This window comes from Pararhodobacter aggregans (genome assembly GCF_003075525.1).
GTDB classification, from domain to species: Bacteria; Pseudomonadota; Alphaproteobacteria; order Rhodobacterales; family Rhodobacteraceae; genus Pararhodobacter; species Pararhodobacter aggregans.
Window position 1 is genome coordinate 310,225 of sequence record NZ_QDDR01000003.1, and the last position, 20,329, is coordinate 330,553.

23 protein-coding genes are annotated in these 20,329 nt (G+C 68.8%); 13 read left to right on the forward strand and 10 right to left on the reverse strand.

The annotated features are described in order from the left end of the window. Window positions 1-7 precede the first annotated feature (7 nt). Together DDE23_RS08545 and infB are read left to right on the forward strand one after the other, a co-directional pair. Window positions 8-634 (forward strand): RNA-binding protein, encoded by a 627-nt coding sequence (locus DDE23_RS08545; protein WP_107751544.1) that lies wholly within the window; start codon window positions 8-10, stop codon window positions 632-634. Window positions 635-642: 8 nt separating this feature from the next. Further along, a complete protein-coding gene (gene infB / locus DDE23_RS08550; RefSeq protein ID WP_107751545.1) occupies window positions 643-3,207 on the forward strand; it encodes a translation initiation factor IF-2 in 2,565 nt (854 codons plus the stop codon). 54 nt (window positions 3,208-3,261) lie between these two features. Here the strand turns inward: infB and DDE23_RS08555 are convergent, their stop codons facing one another. Together DDE23_RS08555 and DDE23_RS08560 are read right to left on the reverse strand one after the other, a co-directional pair. After that, window positions 3,262-3,753: a GNAT family N-acetyltransferase gene (locus DDE23_RS08555; protein ID WP_107751546.1), complete on the reverse strand. Its 492-nt coding sequence runs from the start codon at window positions 3,751-3,753 to the stop codon at window positions 3,262-3,264. A 3-nt stretch (window positions 3,754-3,756) separates the two neighbouring features. Next, complete coding sequence (locus DDE23_RS08560) at window positions 3,757-4,020, reverse strand: YjhX family toxin (RefSeq protein ID WP_107751547.1); 264 nt, start codon at window positions 4,018-4,020, stop codon at window positions 3,757-3,759. A 259-nt stretch (window positions 4,021-4,279) separates the two neighbouring features. Here DDE23_RS08560 and DDE23_RS08565 point away from each other — a divergent pair, with 259 nt between their 5' ends. Beyond that, a complete protein-coding gene (locus DDE23_RS08565; protein WP_107751548.1) occupies window positions 4,280-4,918 on the forward strand; it encodes a LysE family translocator in 639 nt (212 codons plus the stop codon). On the opposite strand, the gene DDE23_RS08570 is transcribed toward DDE23_RS08565, so the two are convergent. From DDE23_RS08570 to DDE23_RS08585, 4 genes are all read right to left on the reverse strand, one after another. Next, complete coding sequence (locus DDE23_RS08570; protein ID WP_107751634.1) at window positions 4,915-5,307, reverse strand: MarR family winged helix-turn-helix transcriptional regulator; 393 nt, start codon at window positions 5,305-5,307, stop codon at window positions 4,915-4,917. The two genes, DDE23_RS08565 and DDE23_RS08570, sit on opposite strands and share 4 nt — an antisense overlap. A gap of 44 nt (window positions 5,308-5,351) precedes the next feature. Continuing rightward, complete coding sequence (locus DDE23_RS08575) at window positions 5,352-6,197, reverse strand: carbon-nitrogen hydrolase family protein (RefSeq protein ID WP_107751635.1); 846 nt, start codon at window positions 6,195-6,197, stop codon at window positions 5,352-5,354. Then, the gene (gene grxC / locus DDE23_RS08580) at window positions 6,197-6,454 is read right to left on the reverse strand and encodes a glutaredoxin 3 (RefSeq protein WP_107751549.1); all 258 of its coding nucleotides are present in this window, start codon (window positions 6,452-6,454) and stop codon (window positions 6,197-6,199) included. Before grxC ends, DDE23_RS08575 begins: the two co-directional genes overlap by 1 nt. A 74-nt stretch (window positions 6,455-6,528) precedes the next feature. Beyond that, on the reverse strand, window positions 6,529-7,302 hold the full coding sequence (locus tag DDE23_RS08585) for a ComF family protein (RefSeq protein ID WP_107751550.1): 774 nt from the start codon (window positions 7,300-7,302) through the stop codon (window positions 6,529-6,531). On the opposite strand from DDE23_RS08585, the gene DDE23_RS08590 reads away from it, so the two are divergent. Continuing rightward, window positions 7,301-8,161 carry a methyltransferase domain-containing protein gene (locus DDE23_RS08590; protein ID WP_107751551.1) on the forward strand — a complete coding sequence of 287 codons (861 nt, stop codon included), beginning with the start codon at window positions 7,301-7,303 and terminating at the stop codon, window positions 8,159-8,161. The two genes, DDE23_RS08585 and DDE23_RS08590, sit on opposite strands and share 2 nt — an antisense overlap. Before the next feature lie 49 nt (window positions 8,162-8,210). Continuing rightward, entirely contained in the window at window positions 8,211-9,260 is a 1,050-nt protein-coding gene (gene hemH, locus DDE23_RS08595; RefSeq protein WP_107751552.1) for a ferrochelatase, read from the forward strand. 115 nt (window positions 9,261-9,375) lie between these two features. Here hemH and DDE23_RS08600 read toward each other — a convergent pair whose 3' ends face one another. After that, window positions 9,376-9,555, reverse strand: coding sequence for a hypothetical protein (locus DDE23_RS08600; protein WP_107751636.1), 180 nt, complete (start codon window positions 9,553-9,555; stop codon window positions 9,376-9,378). Window positions 9,556-9,705: 150 nt separating this feature from the next. Further along, a complete protein-coding gene (locus DDE23_RS08605; protein WP_107751553.1) occupies window positions 9,706-10,332 on the reverse strand; it encodes a L,D-transpeptidase in 627 nt (208 codons plus the stop codon). A 154-nt stretch (window positions 10,333-10,486) separates the two neighbouring features. On the opposite strand from DDE23_RS08605, the gene dalA reads away from it, so the two are divergent. Next, a complete protein-coding gene (dalA, locus tag DDE23_RS08610) occupies window positions 10,487-11,092 on the forward strand; it encodes a divisome-associated lipoprotein DalA (RefSeq protein ID WP_107751554.1) in 606 nt (201 codons plus the stop codon). Here dalA and DDE23_RS08615 read toward each other — a convergent pair. Continuing rightward, a complete protein-coding gene (locus tag DDE23_RS08615) occupies window positions 11,089-11,586 on the reverse strand; it encodes a L,D-transpeptidase family protein (protein ID WP_107751555.1) in 498 nt (165 codons plus the stop codon). The genes dalA and DDE23_RS08615 overlap by 4 nt on opposite strands. Beyond that, the gene (locus tag DDE23_RS08620) at window positions 11,583-12,029 is read right to left on the reverse strand and encodes an NUDIX hydrolase (RefSeq protein ID WP_107751556.1); all 447 of its coding nucleotides are present in this window, start codon (window positions 12,027-12,029) and stop codon (window positions 11,583-11,585) included. Before DDE23_RS08620 ends, DDE23_RS08615 begins: the two co-directional genes overlap by 4 nt. A gap of 117 nt (window positions 12,030-12,146) precedes the next feature. On the opposite strand from DDE23_RS08620, the gene hslO reads away from it, so the two are divergent. From hslO to DDE23_RS08655, 7 genes are all read left to right on the forward strand, one after another. Continuing rightward, window positions 12,147-13,139: an Hsp33 family molecular chaperone HslO gene (gene hslO, locus DDE23_RS08625; protein WP_107751557.1), complete on the forward strand. Its 993-nt coding sequence runs from the start codon at window positions 12,147-12,149 to the stop codon at window positions 13,137-13,139. Then, on the forward strand, window positions 13,123-13,722 hold the full coding sequence (locus DDE23_RS08630) for a CoA pyrophosphatase (RefSeq protein WP_107751558.1): 600 nt from the start codon (window positions 13,123-13,125) through the stop codon (window positions 13,720-13,722). Before hslO ends, DDE23_RS08630 begins: the two co-directional genes overlap by 17 nt. Continuing rightward, window positions 13,719-14,870: a CCA tRNA nucleotidyltransferase gene (locus DDE23_RS08635; protein WP_107751559.1), complete on the forward strand. Its 1,152-nt coding sequence runs from the start codon at window positions 13,719-13,721 to the stop codon at window positions 14,868-14,870. The genes DDE23_RS08630 and DDE23_RS08635 overlap by 4 nt, the downstream gene beginning before the upstream one ends. A 47-nt stretch (window positions 14,871-14,917) precedes the next feature. Beyond that, entirely contained in the window at window positions 14,918-16,762 is a 1,845-nt protein-coding gene (locus DDE23_RS08640) for an ABC transporter ATP-binding protein (RefSeq protein ID WP_107751560.1), read from the forward strand. A gap of 85 nt (window positions 16,763-16,847) precedes the next feature. Beyond that, entirely contained in the window at window positions 16,848-18,683 is a 1,836-nt protein-coding gene (locus DDE23_RS08645) for an ABC transporter ATP-binding protein (protein ID WP_107751561.1), read from the forward strand. Continuing rightward, a complete protein-coding gene (locus DDE23_RS08650; protein WP_107751562.1) occupies window positions 18,684-19,103 on the forward strand; it encodes a VOC family protein in 420 nt (139 codons plus the stop codon). It begins immediately after the preceding gene. Continuing rightward, window positions 19,100-20,317: a class I SAM-dependent RNA methyltransferase gene (locus DDE23_RS08655; protein WP_107751563.1), complete on the forward strand. Its 1,218-nt coding sequence runs from the start codon at window positions 19,100-19,102 to the stop codon at window positions 20,315-20,317. Before DDE23_RS08650 ends, DDE23_RS08655 begins: the two co-directional genes overlap by 4 nt. The last annotated feature ends 12 nt before the right edge of the window (window positions 20,318-20,329 follow it).

Sequence of the window (20,329 nt, forward strand, 5' to 3'; positions counted from 1 at the left end):
CCGACCCATGACCAGGGGCGGGCGCGTCAAGGACCAGGACGGGCCGGAACGGCGCTGCATCGTCTCGGGCGAGGTTCAGCCCAAGGGTGGGCTGATCCGCTTCGTGGTGGGGCCGGGCGCCGCGCTGGTGCCGGATATCGAGGGCAAGCTGCCCGGTCGCGGGATCTATGTCTCGGCCGACCGGGCGCTGATCGCGCAGGCGGCGAAGAAGAAGCTCTTCGCCCGCGCGGCCCGGGAGCCGGTCACGGTGCCTGCGGATCTGGACGCGCTTGTCCACGACCTGCAGACGCGGCGCGTGATCGGTCTGCTGGCGCTGGCCCGCAAGGCGGGTCAGGCGGTGGCGGGCTACGAGAAGGTGAAGGACTGGCTTCGGTCGGAAGAGGCGGTGGTGCTGATCCAGGCCACCGACGGCTCTGAACGGGGCAAGACGAAGCTGAAGGCCCCGCCGGGCGAGGACGGTTTTGTCGGCTGTCTGCTGGCTGGGGAAATCGGTTTGGCTTTCGGCCGGGAACATGTGATACATGCCGCGCTTGCCGCTGGCGGTCTGTCTGCACGTGTAGTAGAGGAAGCGGCGAAACTCGCGCGTTTGCGCGGGCAGGACGGTGGCCATTGTGGCGCCACCCGAGAGGATTGACGAGACGCATGAGCGATACTGACGGCAAGAAACCCCTTGGGCTGCGCAGCGGCTCGACCCCCGGGCAAGTGAAGCAGAGCTTCAGCCACGGGCGGACCAAGGCGGTTGTGGTGGAAACCAAGCGCAAGCGCGTTGTGGTGCCCAAGCCCGGCGCCGCGGGTGGTGCGTCGGACGGATCGGCGAACAAACCGGCGGCGGGCACTCTGGGCTCGCGCCGCCCCGCAGGCATTTCCGACGCCGAGATGGAGCGCCGTCTGGCCGCTGTCCGCGCCGCCAAGGCACGGGAGGCCGACGAGGCCATCCAGCGCGCCGAGGAAGAGCGCCAGCGCGAGGAAGACCGCGAGCGCCGCCGCGCCGAGATCGAGGCCCGCGAGCGCGAAGAGCGTGAACGCGAGGAAGCCCGCAAGGCCAAGGAAGAGGAAGAGGCCCGCAAGGTCGCCGAAGCCGCTGCCGCCGTGGCTGAAAAGGCCGCCGCCGCCGTGGCCGAGAAGGCCGAGCGCCCGGCCCGTGGCGCCGACCGCGCCCCCTCGGCGCCGAGCCCGGCCAATGCCCCCGCCGCCGAACGCAGCACCCCGCCGCGTCCGGCCGGTGGCCCCGTGGGCGCGCCCCGCAAGTCCGAGCGCGAGCGCGAGGACCGCGATTCGCGTGGCAAGAAGGGCGACGACGCCGGCCGCCGCGCCGGCAAGCTGACGCTGACTGCCGCGCTGGACGGTGGCGAGGGCGGGCGCCAGCGCTCGCTGGCCGCCATGAAGCGCAAGCAGGAAAAGGCCCGCGCCAAGGCGCTGGGCATGGGCCACAAGGCCGAGAAGCAGTCGCGTGAAGTGCGCCTGCCGGAAACCATCGTCGTGCAGGAACTGGCCAACCGGATGGCGGAACGCGCCGCCGACGTGGTCAAGGCCCTGATGAAGATGGGCATGATGGTCGCCATGAATCAGGCGATCGATGCCGATACCGCCGAGCTGGTGATCGAGGAATTCGGTCACAAGGCGATTCGCGTCTCGGACGCGGATGTGGAGCAGGTGATCGACACCGTGCAGGACAAGGACGAGGATCTCGTCTCGCGTCCGCCGATCATCACCATCATGGGCCACGTCGACCACGGCAAGACCTCGCTGCTGGACGCGATCCGCAAGGCGAACGTCGTGGCGGGCGAGGCCGGTGGCATCACCCAGCACATCGGCGCCTATCAGGTGACAACCGAATCGGGGGCGGTGCTGTCGTTCCTCGACACGCCCGGTCACGCGGCCTTCACCTCGATGCGGGCCCGCGGTGCGCAGGTCACGGATATCGTGGTTCTGGTGGTGGCGGCCGACGATTCGGTCATGCCGCAGACGATCGAGGCGATCAACCACGCGAAAGCGGCCGGTGTGCCGATGATCGTGGCGATCAACAAATGCGACAAGCCCTCGGCCGACGCCAACCGCGTCCGCACGCAGCTGCTGCAGCATGAGGTCGTGGTCGAGGAAATGGGCGGCGACGTCCAGGATGTCGAGGTTTCGGCGCTGACCGGCAAGGGGCTGGACAGCCTGCTCGAAGCCATCGCGCTGCAGGCCGAGATCCTCGAACTCAAGGCCAACCCCAAGCGCTCGGCGCAGGGTGCGGTCATCGAGGCCAAGCTCGACGTGGGCCGCGGTCCGGTGGCCACTGTGCTGGTTCAGCACGGCACGCTGCGCAAGGGCGACATCTTTGTCGTCGGCGAGCAATACGGCAAGGTCCGCGCGCTGATCAACGATCAGGGCGAGCGGGTCGACGAGGCCGGTCCCTCGGTCCCGGTCGAGGTTCTGGGCCTGAACGGCACCCCGGAAGCCGGTGACGTGCTGAACGTGGTCGAAACCGAAGCCCAGGCGCGCGAGATCGCCGATTACCGCGCCCATGCCGCCAAGGACAAGCGCGCCGCCGCCGGTGCCGCGACCACGCTGGAACAGCTGATGGCCAAGGCCAAGGCCGACCAGGACGTGGCCGAGCTGCCGGTGCTGGTGAAGGCCGACGTGCAGGGTTCTGCCGAGGCCATCGTGCAGGCGCTGGAGAAGGTCGGCAACGACGAGGTCCGGGTGCGGGTTCTGCACTACGGCGTCGGCGCGATCACCGATTCGGACGTCGGCCTGGCGGAAGCCTCGGGCGCGCCGATCATCGGCTTCAACGTCCGCGCCAATGCCACAGCGCGCAGTTCCGCGTCCCAGAAGGGCGTCGAGATCCGCTATTACTCGATCATCTACGACCTGATCGACGACATCAAGGCGGCGGCCTCGGGCCTGCTGAAGGACGAGGTTCGCGAGAACTTCATCGGCTATGCGAAGATCATGCAGGTCTTCAAGGTCTCGGGCGTCGGCAAGGTCGCCGGCTGTCTGGTCACCGAAGGCGTGGCGCGTCGTTCGGCCGGCGTCCGTCTGCTGCGCGACAACGTGGTGATCCACGAAGGCACGCTGAAGACGCTGAAGCGCTTCAAGGACGAGGTGAAGGAAGTCATCTCGGGCCAGGAATGCGGCATGGCCTTCGAGAACTACGACGATATCCGCGACAACGACGTGATCGAGATCTTCGAGCGTCAGACCGTGGAACGCACGCTGGCCTGATCGGGTCAGCCGCGACGAAAAGGGCCGGGGAGCGATCCCCGGCCCTTTCCTTTGTCAGCCGTCAAAGGCCGGATGGCAGACCAGCGCGCCCTTGGGCACGGTATCCGGCCCGAACGGCAGCGCCAGCGTCACCTCCGGCGGGATGCCGGGCAGATGCAGCCCGTCGAACGGCCGGAACCCGAAGCGGCGGTAATAGCCGGGGTCGCCGACCAGCACCACGCCCGGCGCCCGCCCCCGCAGACGCTCCAGCGCCGCGTGCATCAGCGCGGAACCGATGCCCTGCCCCTGATGCCCCGGCGCCACCGCCAGCGGGCCGATCAGTGCCCAGCCCGCCTGCCCGCCTACGGACGAGGGCGAGACGGCGATATGGCCGAGGATCGCGCCCGCGTCCTCGGCCACCAGTGAAAGCCAGAGCGCACCATCCTCCCGCAGGCGCCGGACAATCCCGGCCTCCCCGCCGCTCGCGACACGGGCGGTGAGGAAGGACTCGGTGATCATCCGGTCCAGAAGAGTCGCGTCGGCGGGGATTTCATCGCGGATCTTCATCCCTCACCCCCCCTGATTGTCGAGCTGGGCGCGGACGCTCAGCCGCCCGCGGTGCGAGATGCGGTAGGCGTCGCCGCCCCGTGATTCGATCAGCTTCTTGCGCTTCAGCTTCTGAAAGACGCGCAGGTCGCAATCAGCCAGCACCATCCCCTCGCGGGTGTAGCAGGTGGTGTCGATGATCTTGCGGCCCTCGCCGCGCTCGTGCTGGATTCGGCCCCCCAGGGCCAGGACGTGCAAGGTCCGTTGTTCCGGTCGGGAAATATTCATGGATGTCTCGTATGACAGACGTGTCAGATCACCCGGCAGCGTCACGCCGCCCGGCTGGTTCCGGATCACGCGGTCCCCGGCGACGGGGACCTAGTCACACAAGCTCTGACATCCACTCTCCATGGGCCGCACCCGCCGGTCAGCCGGGGGCGCAGGGCCAAGATGGGCGATCGGCGCGGCGATTGCAACGGGTGGCCCCTTGCCGCCGCCGGGGGCGAGGCGTTAGCGTCACAGTCGATCCCCCTGCCCCCGGTGTCCCATGTCCTCGGCCCAGCTTCTTGCCTTCGTGGTCGCGACCACGCTCCTCGTCACCTCGCCCGGCCCCAATGGCGTGCTGATCGCCCGGCTGGTGCCGACCTCGGGCCGCGCCGCGGGCTTTGCCGCCATCGCCGGTTTCTTCACCGCCTTCTACATCCACGGCACGCTGTCGATCCTCGGCATCTCGATCCTGCTGATGCAATCGGCGACGGCCTTCACGCTGGTGAAGCTGGCAGGCGCGGCCTATCTGCTGTGGATCGGCGTGAAATCCCTGATCGCCGCCTGGCGGGGCGCGGCGCCACTGGCCGAGGTCGCGCCCGCCCGGCGCGCGCGGACGCTCAGGCGGGCCTATCTGGAGGGGCTCTTGACCAACGGGCTCAATCCCAAGGTCTCGATGTTCTATCTGGCGGTCTTTCCGCAATTCGTCCCGGTCGGGGCGCATCCGGTCGCCACCGCCTTTGAACTGGTGTTCATCCATTCGATGATAAACGTGATCTGGTTTTCGGCCGTGGTCCTGCTGCTGGCAAGGCTCAGCGCTGCAACGCAAGGCGCACGGTTCCAGCGCTGGCTCAAGGCAGTCACCGGCGTGGTCTTCATCGGCTTCGGGCTGAAACTGGCCAGCCTGCGCCCGACTGCCTAATCCTCGTTCTCCAGCTCCGACCGCAACTCGCGCAGCACCGGCAGGACGGCGCGCACCTTGTCGGTGCCGATCTTGGTGGCGAGCGCCCCGATCACCGGGGCGATGGCATGCAGCGCCGCGTCCCGCGCCTGCCGCCCGGCGGGCGAGATCGAGACGAACTTGCGCCGCGCATCGTCCCAGTCGGGGCGGATGTGGATATGGCCCGCGACCTCCAGCTTGCCCAGCGTGTTGGTCATCGCGCCCCGGGTCACGTGGAACGCCTTGGCCAGTTGCGCGGGCGTCCGTTCCTCCTGCTTGCGGGCCAGCAGGTTCAGCACGCTGAAATGCGACAGCTCCATTCCGCGCGGCAGCACCTTGGTCAGCCGGGCGCGGGCCAGCTGATCGGCCATGAACAGCTCGGCAAAGAGCGGGATGGCGAGGTCGTCGAGGTTCTTCACGTCAGGCGCTCCGGCGGCGCGAAGGGGCGGTCGTGTTCGAGCGAGGGCACCCGGGTCCGGGCATGCTCCACAGCGCCCAGATCGAGGTCGGCAAAGATCAGCCCCGGTTCGGTCCCGGCATCGGCCAGGATCTCGCCCCAGGGAGCGATGGCCAGCGCGTGCCCGTAGGTAGCACGCTGGCGGCCAGTGGTCTGGGGGTGCTGCCCGGTCTGCGCCGGGGCCAGCACGTAGCAGCCCGTCTCGATGGCGCGGGCGCGCAGCAGCGTCTCCCAATGCGCGGCGCCGGTGACCGGGCTGAAGGCGGCGGGGACGGTCAGCACCTGTGCTCCCGCCTGCGCCAGCGCGCGGTAGAGGTGAGGGAAACGCACGTCGTAGCAGATCGTCATGCCTAGCGCCGCAAACGGCGTCTGCGCCAGCACCGCGCGGTCGCCCGGCCGGATGCCGGCCGATTCGCGGTAGGTCTCGGTCTCCGTCACCTGCACGTCGAAGAGGTGGATCTTGTCATAGCGCGCGGCGATGCCGCCATCCGGCCCGATCAGGATCGAGCGGTTGGCAAAGCGGGTATCCTCCGGATCGGCGGTCTTCAGGATCAACGAGCCCGCCAGCAGCCAGATCCCGGCCCGCGCTGCCTCGTCCCGCAGCATGGCGAGGACCGGATCCTCGCCCTCGACAGTCAGGACATTCTGCTGGTGCTTGCGGTCGGCCGAGATGCAATTGGTGCATTCCGGCGTCAGCACGAAGCCCGCCCCGCCCGCCACCGCCCTGCGCACGGCGTCGCGCACCAGCGCCACATTCCCGGCCGGCAGGTCGCCGACGCTCAACTGGCAGAGACCGGCGCGCATCATCCCGCCAGCAACGGGTCGAGCCCGCCCCGCCGGTCCAGCGCGTGCAGATCGTCCGAGCCGCCGATGTGCTTTCCGTCGATGAAGATCTGCGGCACGGTGCGGCCGCCCTTGGCGCGGTTCACCATCTCGGCCTTGCGGTCGGGGTGTTCCAGCACGTCGATTTCGGTGAAGCTCACGCCCTTCTGCTTCAGCAGCCGCTTGGCGGCGTGGCAATAGCCGCAGAAGGGCGAGGTGTAGATTTCCACGTTGGCCATGGCGCATCCTTTCACGATTGCTTTGGATGTAGTGCGCCGGAGGGGGCTTGTGAACCGTGATTACGGTCTGACGATCATTCCTCGCGCAGAACCCGGGCCAGAACGATGACATCGACATCATCGGCGCCCGCGGCAAAGCAGGCTTCCGCCGCCGCGGCCAGCGTCGCGCCCGAGGTCATGACGTCATCGACCAGCAGCACATGCCGCCCCTCGATCCGTCTGGCACGGCGGGGGCGGGGGGCGATGGCGCCCTGCTGGTTCTCGAACCGGGCGGCGCGGCTCAGCCCGTCCTGGATGCCGGTGCGCCGGGTGCGCAGCAGCAGGTCGGGCAGCGCCGGGCGGTCCAGCTCGCGTGCCAGCGCCAGCGCCAGCAACGCCGATTGGTTATAGCGGCGGTGGAACAGGCGCGCGCGATGCAGCGGCACCGGCAGGACCAGCGTATCGGCGCGGCACAGGGGCGCGGCCTGACGCGCCAGCCAGCGCCCCGCCGGGCAGGCGATGTCGTGCCGGTCGCCGTATTTCAGCGCCAGCACCAGCTGCCGCCCGGTGCCGCCGTAGAGGAGTGCGGCGCGCCCGTGGCTCCAGGGTCGGGCGACGCGCAGGCAATCGTCGCAGAGGACCGGCGCCTCGGCCGGGTCGCCGGGCAGGGGTGCCGCGCATTTGTCGCAGGACAGGCCGGTCTGGAACGCCGCCCCGACCCAGCAGGCACCGCAGAGCGTGCCGGGTTCCAGCACCGCCGCGTCGCAGGCCAGGCAATGCGGCGGATAGAGCGTGTCCAGCACAAGCCGGGCCGCGCGCCGAAGCCCGGTCTTGACTTCGCCCTCCGCAAGGCCAAACACACCTGCCATGAGTGCCCAACGCCCCCCTGCCCTGACCGACCGCCCCGCGCTGGAGCGTTTCCGCGCCCGCGCCCGCCGCGCGCCCGCCTTCTTCCTGCACGAGGATGCGGCTGACGAGGTTCAGGAAAGACTCGCCGAGGTTAACAGAACGTTTACGGCGCCCGCCGTGGTGACGCCTTTCCCCGAGGTCTGGGCGGGTCGCCTGCCCGGCGCAAGGCTGATCCCGGATACCGAGGTGCTGGATCTGGAACCCGGCGCCCATGATCTGGTGATCCACGCGCTGGCCCTGCATTGGGCCGACGATCCGCTGGGCCAGATCATCCAGGCGACCCGGGCGCTGCAGCCCGATGGGCTGTTCATCGGCGTGCTGTTTGGCGGGCAGAGCCTGCAGGAACTGCGCATGGTGCTGGCGCAGGCGGAAAGCGACGTGACCGGCGGCCTGTCGCCCCGGGTGGTGCCGATGGGCGAGATCCGCGATCTGGGCGCGCTGTTGCAGCGGGCCGGGCTGGCGCTGCCGGTGGCGGACAGTTTCACGCGGACGGTGCTCTATCGCGACCTGCTGCATCTGGTGCGCGACCTGCGCGCCATGGGCGAGGTCAACGCGCTGGACGCCCGCCACCGGGCGCCGCTCAGGCGTGCGGTGCTGGCCCGGGCCGCCCGGCTCTATGCCGAGAGTTTCGCCGATGCCGAGGGCCGCCTGCAAGCCACGGTCGAGACGCTGTTCCTGACCGGCTGGGCGCCCGCCGAGGGCCAGCAGAAGCCCCTGCGCCCGGGGTCGGCCGCGCAACGGCTGGCGGCGGCGCTGGGGACCACGGAAACCGGCCTGGAGCCCGCGCCTTTTGCCGCAGCCCCCCGGCTCAAGGATTGACGGGACCGGCCCGCCCGCTAGGTCTGGGTCGCCACCAGAGAGGAAGCCGATGACCGAGTTGCACCGACCGGCCCATGCCCCCGCCGACCACCCCGCCCTGCCCCGGGCCAAGGTCGGCGTCCTGCTGGCCAATCTGGGCACGCCGGACGCGACCGATTACTGGTCGATGCGGCGCTATCTGAACGAATTCCTGTCCGACCGGCGGGTGATCGACATCGCGCCGTGGAAATGGCAGCCGCTGTTGCAGCTCATCATCCTGTCGAAACGCCCCTTCACCTCGGGTGCGAATTACCGGCTGATCTGGAACAAGGAGCGCGACGAGAGCCCGCTGATGACCATCACCCGCGCCCAGACCGAGGCGCTGGCGAGCCGGATGCAGGAGGCCTATGGCGGCGCGGTGCAGGTCGAGTTCTGCATGCGCTACGGCAACCCCTCGACCGCGAGCGTGGTCGAGAAGATGGTCAAGGCGGGCTGCGAGAAGATCCTGTTCTTCCCGCTCTACCCGCAATACGCGGGCGCCACGACCGCCACCGCCAATGACCAGTTCTTCCGCGCGCTGATGGGTCAGAAATGGCAGCCCGCCGCCCGCACCGTCCCCGCCTATTTCGACGATCCGCTCTATATCGAGGCGCTGGCCGCCTCGGTCGAACGGTCCTATGCCGCACTGCCGCAACGGCCGGACCGGCTGGTGGCCAGCTATCACGGCATGCCGCAGCGCTACCTGCGCGAGGGCGACCCCTATCATTGCCAGTGCCAGAAGACGACGCGGCTGCTGCGCGAGCGGCTGGGCTGGGAGGCGGACGCGATCGACACCTCGTTCCAGTCGGTGTTCGGGCGCGAGGAATGGCTCAAGCCCTATACCGTTGAGCATGTGGCGAAACTGGCCCAGTCGGGGGTGCGTAACATTGCCGTGATCGCCCCCGCCTTCAGCGCCGATTGCATCGAAACGCTGGAGGAAATCCAGGGCGAGATTCGCGAGGCCTTTGTCCATGCAGGCGGTGAGAGCTTCACCTATATCCCCTGCCTGAACGATGATTCGGCCCATATGGACGCGCTGGCGGCCATTGCCGGGCGCAATCTGGCCGGTTGGCTGGCGTAACTTTCTGCATCGCAGAATGAGCAAAGGCCCGGCAGGTTTCCCGCCGGGCCTTTGCTTTGGGCAAAACGAAAGGGGCCAGGCGAACCTGACCCCTTTGTTTGATCGCGTGTGCGGATCAGTTCGCCAGAGCGGCGACCAGAACCAGCAGCAGCAGCGGGATCACGATGCCGCCAACCGACGACGACGAGTGAGCCACAACGACTTCCGGCTCGACCATCGGCGGGGCAACGTAGCCCGAAGCCATGGCGCCGGTGCCGACGACGGCCAGCAGGCCAGCGAGAGCAAGTTTCTTCATGTCAACCTCCAGTATTCGCATGCCCCTGTTTTGTTATGAGGACAGGAACATGCACCCAAGACGATACCTCGTATCTGATCTGAAAGCAGTTTGCGGGCTGAATTGCAACGGGGCACGTGCGGCTTTTCACGCATCTTCGCCCCGATGTCGTCAAATTAGCAACACCTGTGTTCCGACCTGCGCGAAGGAATAAAGCTGTGCAATATGTTCATTGTAGAGGCCGATGCAGCCACTCGAGGAGCGCCGCCCGATCTTGCGCGTGTCATGCGTGCCATGGACCCGATAGGCCGGCCAGCCGAGGTACAGCGCATGGGTGCCAAGCGGGTTGTCCGGGCCCGGTCCGACATAGCGCGGCCAGTCGGGATAGCGCGCCAGCATGTCCGCCGTGGGCCGCCAGTCGGGGCCGAGGACCTTCTGCACCACCTCGGTCCGGCCGCGGCGGGTCAGCTCGTCCGTCATCGGCACCGACGAGGGGTAAAGGCGATAGGTCCGCCCGTCCTCGGACCAGAAATGCACGCAGCGGCTGATCGTATCGGCCAGGATCGCGCCCTTGCGCAGGCTGTCGAAGTGATCGCGCCATTCCATCGTGCGGAAGCTGGAGGCGTTGCGGCGCGTCGTCTCGCGCACGTCCTCTTCCATCTGGGTGGAGTTCTGCAGCGCGCTGGGGGGTGGCGCGGATTGCGCCATGACCGCGGGCGCGGCCAGCGCCCCGCCAAAGGCGGCGGACGTCGCAAGGAAACCCCGGCGGCTGAACCGCGGGAAAAGATCGCTGGGCATGAAACTGCTCGACTGCTTTGTATTCTTGTTTTTCGCCATGCTACGCGAAAAACCGCGTTCTCGCAACGCAGAGCGCGGGGCGCCCCGGCCAGTACCGTTGAGTTTTTGGCAGAATTTCGCTATGGCTGGAGGATCGAAGCAGTCAGAGACAAAAATGTCCGAACTCGACCTCTCCCTCCTCGCCGCGTTTTCCGCGGCGGCCGCGCTGGCCGCCTGTTCGTCTGCGCCGCCCGAAACCGCCATGCGGCTGGGCACCGACGGCCGGCCGATGCCGGTGGTCTACCGGATCACCCCCGGCGATGCGACCCAGGTGCAGGCCCGGATGCGCGATGCGCTGAACACGGTACGCCAGCAGCAGGGCCTGCCGGGCGTCGAGTTCAGCCAGGACCTGACCACCGCCGCTGCCACCCATGCCCGCGACATGTCGGTGCAGGTGCGGCCCTGGCATTTCGGCTCGGACGGCTCCTCGCCGATCGACCGGGTGCGGCGCGTCGGCTACACCGGCTATTTCCTGGGCGAGGCGGTGTCCGAGACCTATGAGACCGAGATCGAGACGCTGACCGCCTGGCTGTCGCAGGAGGACACGCGCAGTATCCTGCTGGACGCCCGCGCCCTCGATCTGGGCTTTGCCTGGTATCAGGAAGCGAATGGCAAGATCTGGTGGTGCCTGACCACCGGTGCGCCTGCGATTCCCGCCGGGGCCTCGCAGCAGATCGCCCAGCAGGCGCCGGTCGCCGATACGCGGCCCAACCGCTCCTAAGCGGTCAGGACGATGCGGGTCCCGTCGCGGACCATGGCGTAGATCTCTTCGATCTGGCGATTCGTCACGGCGATGCAGCCATCCGTCCAGTCGCCCCGCCGGTAGCGGCTGAAACGGCTGCGCGTGCCGGTCCCGTGGATGAAGATGTCGCCGCCGGGATCCACCCCCGCCGCCTGCGCCCGCGCCACATCCGCCGCGTTGGGATAATCGATCCCCAGGGACAGATGGAAAGCGCTGGCCGGGTTGCGCCGGTCGATGCGGTATTCCCCCTCGGGCGTGCGGGAATCGCCCTGTTGCTGCTTGTGGCCCAGGGGATTGGCGCCCAGCGCGATGTCATAGGTCCGAAGGCGGGTCGCGCCGGACCACAGCTCCATCCGCCGCTCGGATTTGAGGACCCGGACCTCGGTCACCTCGGGCCCGTCATAGTCGCGAAACTGCGGGCCGCGGGCGCAGGCCGCCAGCGCCAGCAACAGGAAGGTGCGCCGCGGGATCATGTGAGCCCCCGGATCACCCGCCGCAGATAGGCGGCGTCGCCGGCGTTGCCGACCCGATCTGCCGCATCCTCCGGCGCCATCCATTGCGCGCTGTGGCCGGGTTCGGTCGGCGGGCCCAGCCGCCGCACCGGCCGCGCCAGGAAGATATGGCAGAGCTTTTCCGCCCAGATGTCGTATTCCGGCATGAAGGTGAAACGCCGGAAGGCCCCCAGCCGCCGCGCCGCGCCGATGCGCCAGCCGGTCTCCTCATAGACCTCGCGGTGCAGGGCCTGGATCGGTGATTCGCCCGGGTCGATGCCGCCGCCGGGCAGCTGGAACTCGGGCCAGGGGTCTTGCTGATGGGTCAGCAACACCCGCCCGTCGCGCCAGAGCACCGCATAGGCGCCCGGCCTCAGCCGATAGCGCTGCCCGCTTTCGCGCGGGTCGCCGTATCGCGGGATCATGCCCGTCTCCTTGTTGTCTGCCCGAGGAACGCGCGAATCGCTTTGCCCCTTGGCCCCAGGAAAAGGATTCCTATATGACGGCCTTAAAACCAAGCCCCATGATGTGAAGGTTTCCTGATGACTCTCGGTGCGCAAATCGCCTGGGACGATACCGTCCTGCCGTTCCAGCTGGACAAGGCCGACGTGCGCGGCCGAGTCGCCCGTGTGGACGGTGTCCTCGATACGGTGCTCTCGCAGCACCGCTACCCGGCCCCGATCGAGGATCTGGTGGCCGAGGCCGTCCTGCTGACCGCCATGATCGGCCAGACGCTGAAACTGCGCTGGCGCCTGTCGCTGCAGGTGCGCGGCAAGGGCGCGGCGCGGCTGATCGCGACCGATTACTACGCCCCCACCGCCGATGGCGCCCCCGCGCGGATCCGCGCCTGGGCCAGCTTCGACAACGAGCGCCTCAGCCTGACGGACCGCGGGTTCGATCAGATCGGCGAGGGCTATCTGGCGATCATCATCGACCAGGGCGAGGGCATGCAGCCCTATCAGGGCATCACCCCGATCGCCGGCCAGTCGCTGAGCGATTGCGCCGAGACCTATTTCGCGCAATCGGAACAGCTGCCGACCCGCTTCTCGACCGCGCATGGCCGCAACCAGATGGCCGGTCAGGCCGAGCATTGGCGCGCCGGCGGCGTGATGCTGCAGCACATGCCCAAGGCCAGCCCCTATGCCCAGGGCGGGGCGACCGGCGACAACGGTCTGCTGCACGCGCGCGATCTCGTCTCGGGCGATGATGCCGAAAACTGGAGCCGGGTGAACATCCTGCTCGACACCGTCGAGGAGCTGGAGCTGATCGGCCCCAGCGTGCAGCCGACCGACCTGCTGCTGCGGCTCTTCAACGAGGAAGAGCCGCGGGTCTACGATGCCCAGCGCATCGAGTTCGGCTGCTCGTGTTCCGAGGACAAGGTGCGTCAGTCGCTGTCGATCTATTCGGCCAAGGACATCGGCCACATGACCACGCCCGAGGGTACGGTCACCGCCGATTGCCAATTCTGCGGGGCGCATTACGTTCTCGACCCGAAGAGCGTGGGGTTCGAGGCGAGTAATGGCGGCAAGGCGTGAGATCATCGAGCATCTGCGGGACGTGCTGAACCGCGACGGCCCGCAATCCTCGGATTTCGACCTGAACCCGCAGTTTCGGCCCACCGGGCTGAAACTGCGGCCCGCCGCCGTGCTGATCGCCCTGGCTGAAAAGCCGGGCGGCTGGCATGTGATCCTGACCAAGCGCGCCTCGACCCTGAAGCATCACCCGGGGCAGATCGCCTTTCCGGGCGGCAAGGTCGATCCCGGTGACGCGGGACCCGAAGCCGCCGCCCTGCGCGAGGCGCAGGAGGAAGTGGGCCTCGACCCCGCCCGGGTGCGGGTGCTGGGCGCGATGCCGGTGCATGAGACCGTGACCGGCTTTCGCGTGACGCCCTTCGTCGGCGTCATCGACGGGGATTTCACCCCGGTGCCCGAGGCGGGCGAGGTCGAGGAAGCCTTCTTCGTGCCGCTCGCCCATCTGATGGACGAAGGCGCCTACTCGGTGCAGCGCCGCCGCTGGCTGGGGCAATGGCGCAGCTATTACACCGTGCCCTGGGGCCCCTATTACATCTGGGGCGCGACGGCGCGGATGCTCCGGGCGCTGGCGGCCCGCGCGGCATGAAGGTCAGCGGCGACTGGCTCGACAATCCCGCCACCCAGTCGGTGATGGGCATGCTGACCGGCGCCGGGTATCACGCGCTGGCGGTCGGCGGCTGCGTGCGCAACGCCCTGCTGGGCGTGCCGGTCGCGGATGTGGACATCGCCACCGATGCGCTGCCTGAAACCGTCTCTCGACTTGCCGAAACGGCCGGTTTGAAGGCGGTGCCGACCGGCATTGCCCATGGCACCGTGACCGTCGTCGCGGGCGGCGAGGGCTTTGAGGTCACCACTTTCCGCCACGATGAGGAGAGCTTCGGCCGCCACGCCCGGGTATCCTTCGGCGCCTCGTTGCAGCAGGATGCGGCGCGGCGGGATTTCACCATGAACGCGCTCTATGCCCAGGCGGACGGCACGCTGATCGACCCGCTGGGCGGCCTGCCCGACCTGCAGGCCCGGCGGCTGCGCTTCGTCGGCGACCCGCAGGCGCGGATCACCGAGGATTACCTGCGCATCCTGCGCTTCTTCCGCTTCCACGCCCAATACGGCGACCCCGAGCAGGGTCTGGACGCCGAGGCGCTGGCCGCCTGCGCCGAACATTCGGCCATGTTAGAGACGCTTTCGCGCGAACGGGTGACGGCGGAACTGAAGAAGCTCCTCGACGCCCCGGACCCCGCCCCCGCCATCGCCGCCATGGCGCAATCGGGGGTGCTGCTGCCTGTCCTGCCCGGCGCCCAGCCGCAGGCGCTGCCGGTGCTGGTGCATCTGGAAGGGGACAAACCGGGCGGCTGGCTGCGCAGGCTGGCGGTGCTGACCACTGAGGTGGAAACGCTGCGCCTGTCCAAGGCCGAAACCCGCGATTTCGGCAAGGTGAGAGACGCTTTTTCCGGGATCGACAGCCCCGCAGCCCTCGGCTGGCGGCTGGGCTGGCGGCTGGGCTGCGACGCGCTGCTGGGGCGGGCGGCGCTGCTGGAGACGCCCCCTGCCCCGGGCTGGCAGGCCGAGGTGATGCGCGGCGCGCAGGCCGATTTCCCGCTGAAGCCAAGGGACCTGATGCCGATGCTGCTGGGTCCGGATCTGGGCCGGGCGCTGGCCCGGGCGCAGGAGCATTGGCTGGCGCAGGATCTGAAACCCGACCGCGCACAGCTTCTTGCGCTGCTGGGGCTGGCCTGATCCCCGACTCCGCCCTAGATTGCCTTCACAGGTGAAGGATTGGCGGATTGTTCAGATTTTTTGAAAACCTGGTGGATCCCTATGCCGCCTATCCCGAGAACGACACACCGCCGCGCCGCCTGTGGTCGTTCCTGGGTGTCTACATGCGCCCGTTCCGCAAGGTCTTTGCCGTAACCGGCCTGTTCTCGGTCATCGTCGCGGCGATGGAGATCGGGCTGCTGGGCTATCTTGGCCGCCTCGTCGACCTGTTCGAAGAGGCGGGCCCGGCCGAATTCTGGGCCGAACACGGGACCGAGATGATCCTCGCCGCGCTGTTCCTGCTGTTCCTCAGGCCGGTGTTGCAGCTGGTCACCGTCGCGCTCCTGAACAACGCGATCATCCCCAATTTCGGCACGCTGATCCGCTGGCGCTCGCATCGCCATGTGCTGCGCCAGTCGGTCGGCTGGTTCGAGAACGATTTCGCCGGGCGCATCGCCAACCGGATCATGCAGACCCCGCCCGCCGCGGGTGAGGCCGTGTTCCAGATCTTTGACGCGCTGGGCTATTCCGTCGCCTATATCGTCGGGGCCGGCGTGCTGCTGGCCGGCGCCGATCCGCAGCTGGTGATCCCGCTGCTGATCTGGCTGGTGCTCTATGGCACGCTGCTGCGCTGGACGATCAAGCGGGTCGGTCCGGCCTCCGAGGCGGCCTCGGACGCCCGCAGCGCCATCACCGGCCGGGTGGTCGATGCCTATTCCAACATCCATTCGGTCAAACTGTTCGCCCAGAACGACCACGAAACCGCCTATGCCAAGGAAGCGATCGAGCGGGCTCGCAAGACCATGCAGGTGGAGATGCGGATCTTCACCACGATGGAATTCTGGCTGGTCACGCTGAACGGTTTCCTGATCGTCGCCGTGGTCGGCTGGGCGATCTGGCTCTGGTCGGCGGGCACGGCGAGCGTCGGCATCGTCGCCGCCGCCTCGGCGCTGGTGCTGAGGCTCAACGCCATGACCGGCTGGATCATGTGGGCGGTGAGTTCCTTCTTTCGCAGCCTCGGCGTGGTGGCCGAGGGGATGGATACCATCGCCCAGCCGATCACCCTGACCGATGCGCCGGGCGCGAAGCCCCTGGCGTTCACGGACGGCGAGATCCGGTTCGAGGGGGTCAGCCACCATTACGGCCGGGGTTCCGGCGGGCTGGACCGCATCGACCTGACCATCCGCCCGGGCGAGAAGCTGGGGCTGGTCGGGCGCTCGGGCTCGGGCAAATCGACCCTCGTCAAGCTGCTTTTGCGGTTCTACGACCCCGAAAGCGGACGCATCCTGATCGACGGACAGGACGTGACGCGGGTCACGCAGGACAGTCTGCGCGCGCAGATCGGCATGGTCCAGCAGGACACGGCGTTGCTGCACCGCTCGGTGCGGGAAAACATCCTCTACGGCCGCAGCGGCGCCGACGAGGCCCGGATGCTGCAAGCCGCGCGGCGGGCCGAGGCCGAGGAATTCATCGCCGGACTGGCCGATGCCGAGGGGCGGCAGGGCTATGACGCGCGGGTCGGCGAACGCGGCGTGAAACTGTCGGGCGGGCAACGCCAGCGGATCGCCATCGCCCGGGTGATCCTGAAGGACGCGCCGGTTCTGGTGCTGGACGAGGCGACCTCGGCGCTGGACAGCGAGGTCGAAGCCTCGATCCAGGAGACGCTCTACGGGATGATGGAGGGCAAGACCGTCATCGCCATCGCCCACCGACTGTCGACCATCGCCCGCATGGACCGGATCGTGGTGCTGGACGACGGCCATGTCGCCGAAGAGGGCAGCCACGCCGAGTTGCTGGCGCGCGGCGGGCTCTACGCGCGGTTCTGGGAGCGGCAGTCGGGCGGGTTCATCGGCACCGAGGACACCGCGGAATGAGACCGGGTATCGGGGGGCCAGCCCCCCGAACCCCCCGGGATATTTGAAGAACAAAGATGAGGGCGCGGGATTGCGCGCAATTTGAATGGCATTGTCTGATCTGATCCGGCCCTTCACCCCCGCCGAAGGCGAGCCGCCGCGCAGCCTGTGGTCCTTTTGCCGCTGGGCGCTGAAGGGCGCATGGCCGGGGATCTGGCTGGCGACGGTGATCTCGGCCGCCGGGGGCGTGACCGAGGTCGTCTCGGCCTGGGTCATGGGTCAGGTGGTGGACGCGGCCGTCGCCGGGGGCGCGGTGGATTTCGTGGCGCAGAACTGGCCGATGCTGGTGTTCTTCGCCGCCTTCTTCCTGCTGCTGCGGCCGCTGGCTTTCGGGTTGAACAGCGCCGCCAACTTCCTGCTGATCGCGCCGAACATCGACCCCCTGGTCCTGTCGCGGCTGAACCGCTGGACCATGGGGCAGGACATCGTCTATTTCGACAATGATTTCGCCGGGCGGATCGCGCAGAAGCAGATCCAGACCGCGCGCGCCCTGACCGAAGTGGTGAGCGAGAGCATCAACACCGTGGCTTTCGCGCTGTCCTCGGTCATCGGCTCGGTGGCGCTGATGGCGGCGATCGACTGGCGGCTGGGACTGGGGCTGCTGGTCTGGGCGGTGGGCTATCTGCTGCTGATCCGCCTTTTCATGCCCTATATCCGCAGCCGCGCCGGGGCACGGGCCGGGGCGCGGGCCATGGTCACCGGGCAGGTGGTGGACACGATCACCAACATCCGCACCGTGAAGCTGTTCGCCCACGCCCGGTTCGAGGACCGCAACGCGCTGGACGCCATGGGCCGGTATCGCGAGCGGGTGATGGCCTACGGGCGCGTTTCCGCCACCTTCCGCATCTGCCTGATGCTGGTGGCGGGGTTGCTGCCCGTCGCGCTGGTCGGCGGCACGCTGGCGCTGTGGTCGGCGGGCGAGGCCTCGACCGGGGCCATCGTCGCGGCGGGGACCGTGGCGATCCGGCTGGCGCAGATGACCGGCTGGGTCAGCTTCACGCTGATGGGGATCTACGCCAATATCGGCGAGGTCGAGGACGGGATGCGGACCCTCGCCGTGCCGCATGCGCTGGTCGACGCGCCCGACGCCGCCGAGCTGCCGCCGGTGCTGGGCGAGGTGCATTTCGACGGGGTGAGCTTTGCCTATGGCCGCCGCTCGGGCGGGGTGGAGACGCTGGATCTGAGGATCGCGGCGGGTGAGCGGATCGGCATCGTCGGCCATTCGGGGGCGGGCAAATCGACCCTCGTCTCGCTGCTTTTGCGGCTCTATGACACCGAAAAGGGCGCGGTCCGCATCGACGGGATCGACGTGAAGACCGTGACGCAGGAGAGCCTGCGCCGCCAGATCGGCATGGTCACGCAGGACACCGCCATGTTCAACCGCTCGGCCCGCGACAACATCCGCTACGGGCGGCCCGATGCCACCGAGGCCGAGGTCGAGGCCGCCGCCCGCGCCGCCGAGGCGCATGAGTTCATCCTGGCGCTGACCGACAATGCCGGGCGCAAGGGCTATGACGCACAGCTGGGCGAGCGGGGGGTGCGGCTGTCCGGCGGGCAGCGGCAACGGATCGCCTTGGCGCGCGCCTTCCTGAAGGACGCGCCGATTCTGGTGCTGGACGAGGCGACCTCGGCCTTGGACAGCGAGGTCGAGGCCTCGATCCAGGGCACGCTGGCCGAGGTCATGGCCGGCAAGACCGTGCTGGCCATCGCCCACCGGCTGAGCACCATCGCGCGGATGGACCGGATCATCGTCCTTGACGAAGGGCGCATCGTCGAGGAAGGCACGCATGCGGAGCTGTTGGCGCGCGAGGGTCGCTATGCGCGCTATTGGGCGCGGCAATCGGGTGGCTTTCTGGGCGTCGACGAGGATGAAGAGGCGTGAATGGATCTGGAAACCATCGGGGCGGCTGACTTCGGGCGCAGCCTGACGGGGCTGGGGCTGAACCTGCTGTGCCGCGATGTGCGGGGCATGGCGTCGTTCCTGGAGCGGGTGTTCGGGCTGGGGATCCACCGGCTGTCCGATGATTTCGCGCTGGTCCGGCACGGGGCGGTGCTGATCCAGCTGCATTCGGACGCGACCTTTGCCCGGCATCCGCTGCATGATCTGTTGCCCGAGAGCCCGCCACGCGGGGCCGGGGTGCAGCTTTACCTGTTCGGAATCGACCCTGACACTGCCGTTTCCCGCGCCGAGGCGCATGGCGGGATGGTGATCGAGCCGCCCGCCGACAAGCCGCACGGGCTGCGCGAGGCGACGATCCTGTCGCCCGAGGGTTACGCCTTCAGCCCGGCGGTGCCGGCATGACCGTGATCGAGCGGCTGAACCTGCGGGGCGAGGGCGTGGCGCCCGGGCTGATCGTGGCGCGGGCGCTGCCGGGCGAGGCGGTGGGCGGCGAGGCCCTGGATGGCCGGATCGCGCAGCCGAAGATCCTGACGCCCTCGCCCGACCGGGTGGCGGCGCCCTGCCGGCACTACAAGGCTTGCGGCGGCTGCGCCTTGCAACACGCATCGGATGCGTTCGTTCAGGACTGGAAGACCGGCGTCGTCCGGCAGGCGCTGGCCGGTCAGGGGCTGGAGGCGCCGTTTCGCCAGGCGCTGACCTCGCCCGCCGGGACGCGCAGGCGGGCCACGCTGGCCGGACGGCGGTTGAAGTCCGGCGCGCTGGTCGGCTTTCACGGGCGGGCCAGCGATACGGTGACGGCGATCCCGGGCTGCACGCTGCTGGACCCCGCGCTGGTCGCGGTGATCCCGGCGCTGGAGGCGCTGGTGACCGAGGGCGGCTCGCGCAAGGGTGAGGTGCGGCTGACCGTCACGCGCTACACCGAGGGGGTCGAGGTCTCGGTCGAGGAGGGCAAGCCCTTGGACCGCGACTTGCGCGTGAGCCTGCCGCAGATCGCCGGGGCGCATCGGCTGGCGCGGCTCGTGTGGAACGGCGAGGTGCTGTTGCAGGAGGCGCCGCCGAGCCTGACCATGGGCCGGGCCCGCGTCTCGCCCCCGCCCGGTGCCTTCCTGCAGGCCACACCGCAGGGCGAGGCCGCGCTGAAGGCGGCGGTCGTCGAGGCGGTGGGCAGCGCGAAGCAGGTGGTGGACCTGTTCGCGGGCTGCGGCACTTTCGCGCTGCCGCTGGCCGAAACCGCCGAGGTGCACGCGGTCGAGGGCGCGGCACCGATGCTGGCGGCGCTGGACCTCGGCTGGCGCAACGCGACGGGCCTGAAACGGGTCACGACCGAGGCACGCGACCTGTTCCGCCGCCCGCTGATGCCGGACGAGTTGAAACGCTTCGACGCCGCCGTCATCGACCCGCCGCGCGCCGGGGCCGAGGCGCAGGTGGCGGAACTGGCGCAGGCGGCGGTGCCGGTCATCGCCCATGTGTCCTGCAACCCGGTGACCTTTGCGCGCGACGCCAGGGCGCTGGTCGGCGCCGGCTACCGGCTGGATTGGGTGCAGGTGGTGGACCAGTTCCGCTGGTCGGCGCATGTCGAGCTTGTGGCGCGGTTCTCGCGGGCCCATATGGCGTAAAAACCATGGGGT

Bases quoted from the DNA above. Each gene is read 5' to 3' on its own strand.
- hemH (WP_107751552.1), top strand. From the start codon at position 8,211: ATGACCGAGTTGCACCGACCGGCCCATGCCCCCGCCGACCACCCCGCC.
- DDE23_RS08545 (WP_107751544.1), top strand. From the start codon at position 8: ATGACCAGGGGCGGGCGCGTCAAGGACCAGGACGGGCCGGAACGGCGC.
- DDE23_RS08565 (WP_107751548.1), top strand. From the start codon at position 4,280: ATGTCCTCGGCCCAGCTTCTTGCCTTCGTGGTCGCGACCACGCTCCTC.
- DDE23_RS08560 (WP_107751547.1), bottom strand. From the start codon at position 4,020: ATGAATATTTCCCGACCGGAACAACGGACCTTGCACGTCCTGGCCCTG.
- infB (WP_107751545.1), top strand. From the start codon at position 643: ATGAGCGATACTGACGGCAAGAAACCCCTTGGGCTGCGCAGCGGCTCG.
- DDE23_RS08645 (WP_107751561.1), top strand. From the start codon at position 16,848: ATGGCATTGTCTGATCTGATCCGGCCCTTCACCCCCGCCGAAGGCGAG.
- DDE23_RS08585 (WP_107751550.1), bottom strand. From the start codon at position 7,302: ATGGCAGGTGTGTTTGGCCTTGCGGAGGGCGAAGTCAAGACCGGGCTT.
- DDE23_RS08575 (WP_107751635.1), bottom strand. From the start codon at position 6,197: ATGCGCGCCGGTCTCTGCCAGTTGAGCGTCGGCGACCTGCCGGCCGGG.
- DDE23_RS08620 (WP_107751556.1), bottom strand. From the start codon at position 12,029: ATGATCCCGCGATACGGCGACCCGCGCGAAAGCGGGCAGCGCTATCGG.
- DDE23_RS08600 (WP_107751636.1), bottom strand. From the start codon at position 9,555: ATGAAGAAACTTGCTCTCGCTGGCCTGCTGGCCGTCGTCGGCACCGGC.
- DDE23_RS08655 (WP_107751563.1), top strand. From the start codon at position 19,100: ATGACCGTGATCGAGCGGCTGAACCTGCGGGGCGAGGGCGTGGCGCCC.
- DDE23_RS08555 (WP_107751546.1), bottom strand. From the start codon at position 3,753: ATGAAGATCCGCGATGAAATCCCCGCCGACGCGACTCTTCTGGACCGG.
- DDE23_RS08605 (WP_107751553.1), bottom strand. From the start codon at position 10,332: ATGCCCAGCGATCTTTTCCCGCGGTTCAGCCGCCGGGGTTTCCTTGCG.
- hslO (WP_107751557.1), top strand. From the start codon at position 12,147: ATGACTCTCGGTGCGCAAATCGCCTGGGACGATACCGTCCTGCCGTTC.
- DDE23_RS08650 (WP_107751562.1), top strand. From the start codon at position 18,684: ATGGATCTGGAAACCATCGGGGCGGCTGACTTCGGGCGCAGCCTGACG.
- DDE23_RS08615 (WP_107751555.1), bottom strand. From the start codon at position 11,586: ATGATCCCGCGGCGCACCTTCCTGTTGCTGGCGCTGGCGGCCTGCGCC.
- grxC (WP_107751549.1), bottom strand. From the start codon at position 6,454: ATGGCCAACGTGGAAATCTACACCTCGCCCTTCTGCGGCTATTGCCAC.
- DDE23_RS08635 (WP_107751559.1), top strand. From the start codon at position 13,719: ATGAAGGTCAGCGGCGACTGGCTCGACAATCCCGCCACCCAGTCGGTG.
- DDE23_RS08570 (WP_107751634.1), bottom strand. From the start codon at position 5,307: ATGGCCGATCAGCTGGCCCGCGCCCGGCTGACCAAGGTGCTGCCGCGC.
- DDE23_RS08630 (WP_107751558.1), top strand. From the start codon at position 13,123: ATGGCGGCAAGGCGTGAGATCATCGAGCATCTGCGGGACGTGCTGAAC.
- DDE23_RS08590 (WP_107751551.1), top strand. From the start codon at position 7,301: ATGAGTGCCCAACGCCCCCCTGCCCTGACCGACCGCCCCGCGCTGGAG.
- dalA (WP_107751554.1), top strand. From the start codon at position 10,487: ATGTCCGAACTCGACCTCTCCCTCCTCGCCGCGTTTTCCGCGGCGGCC.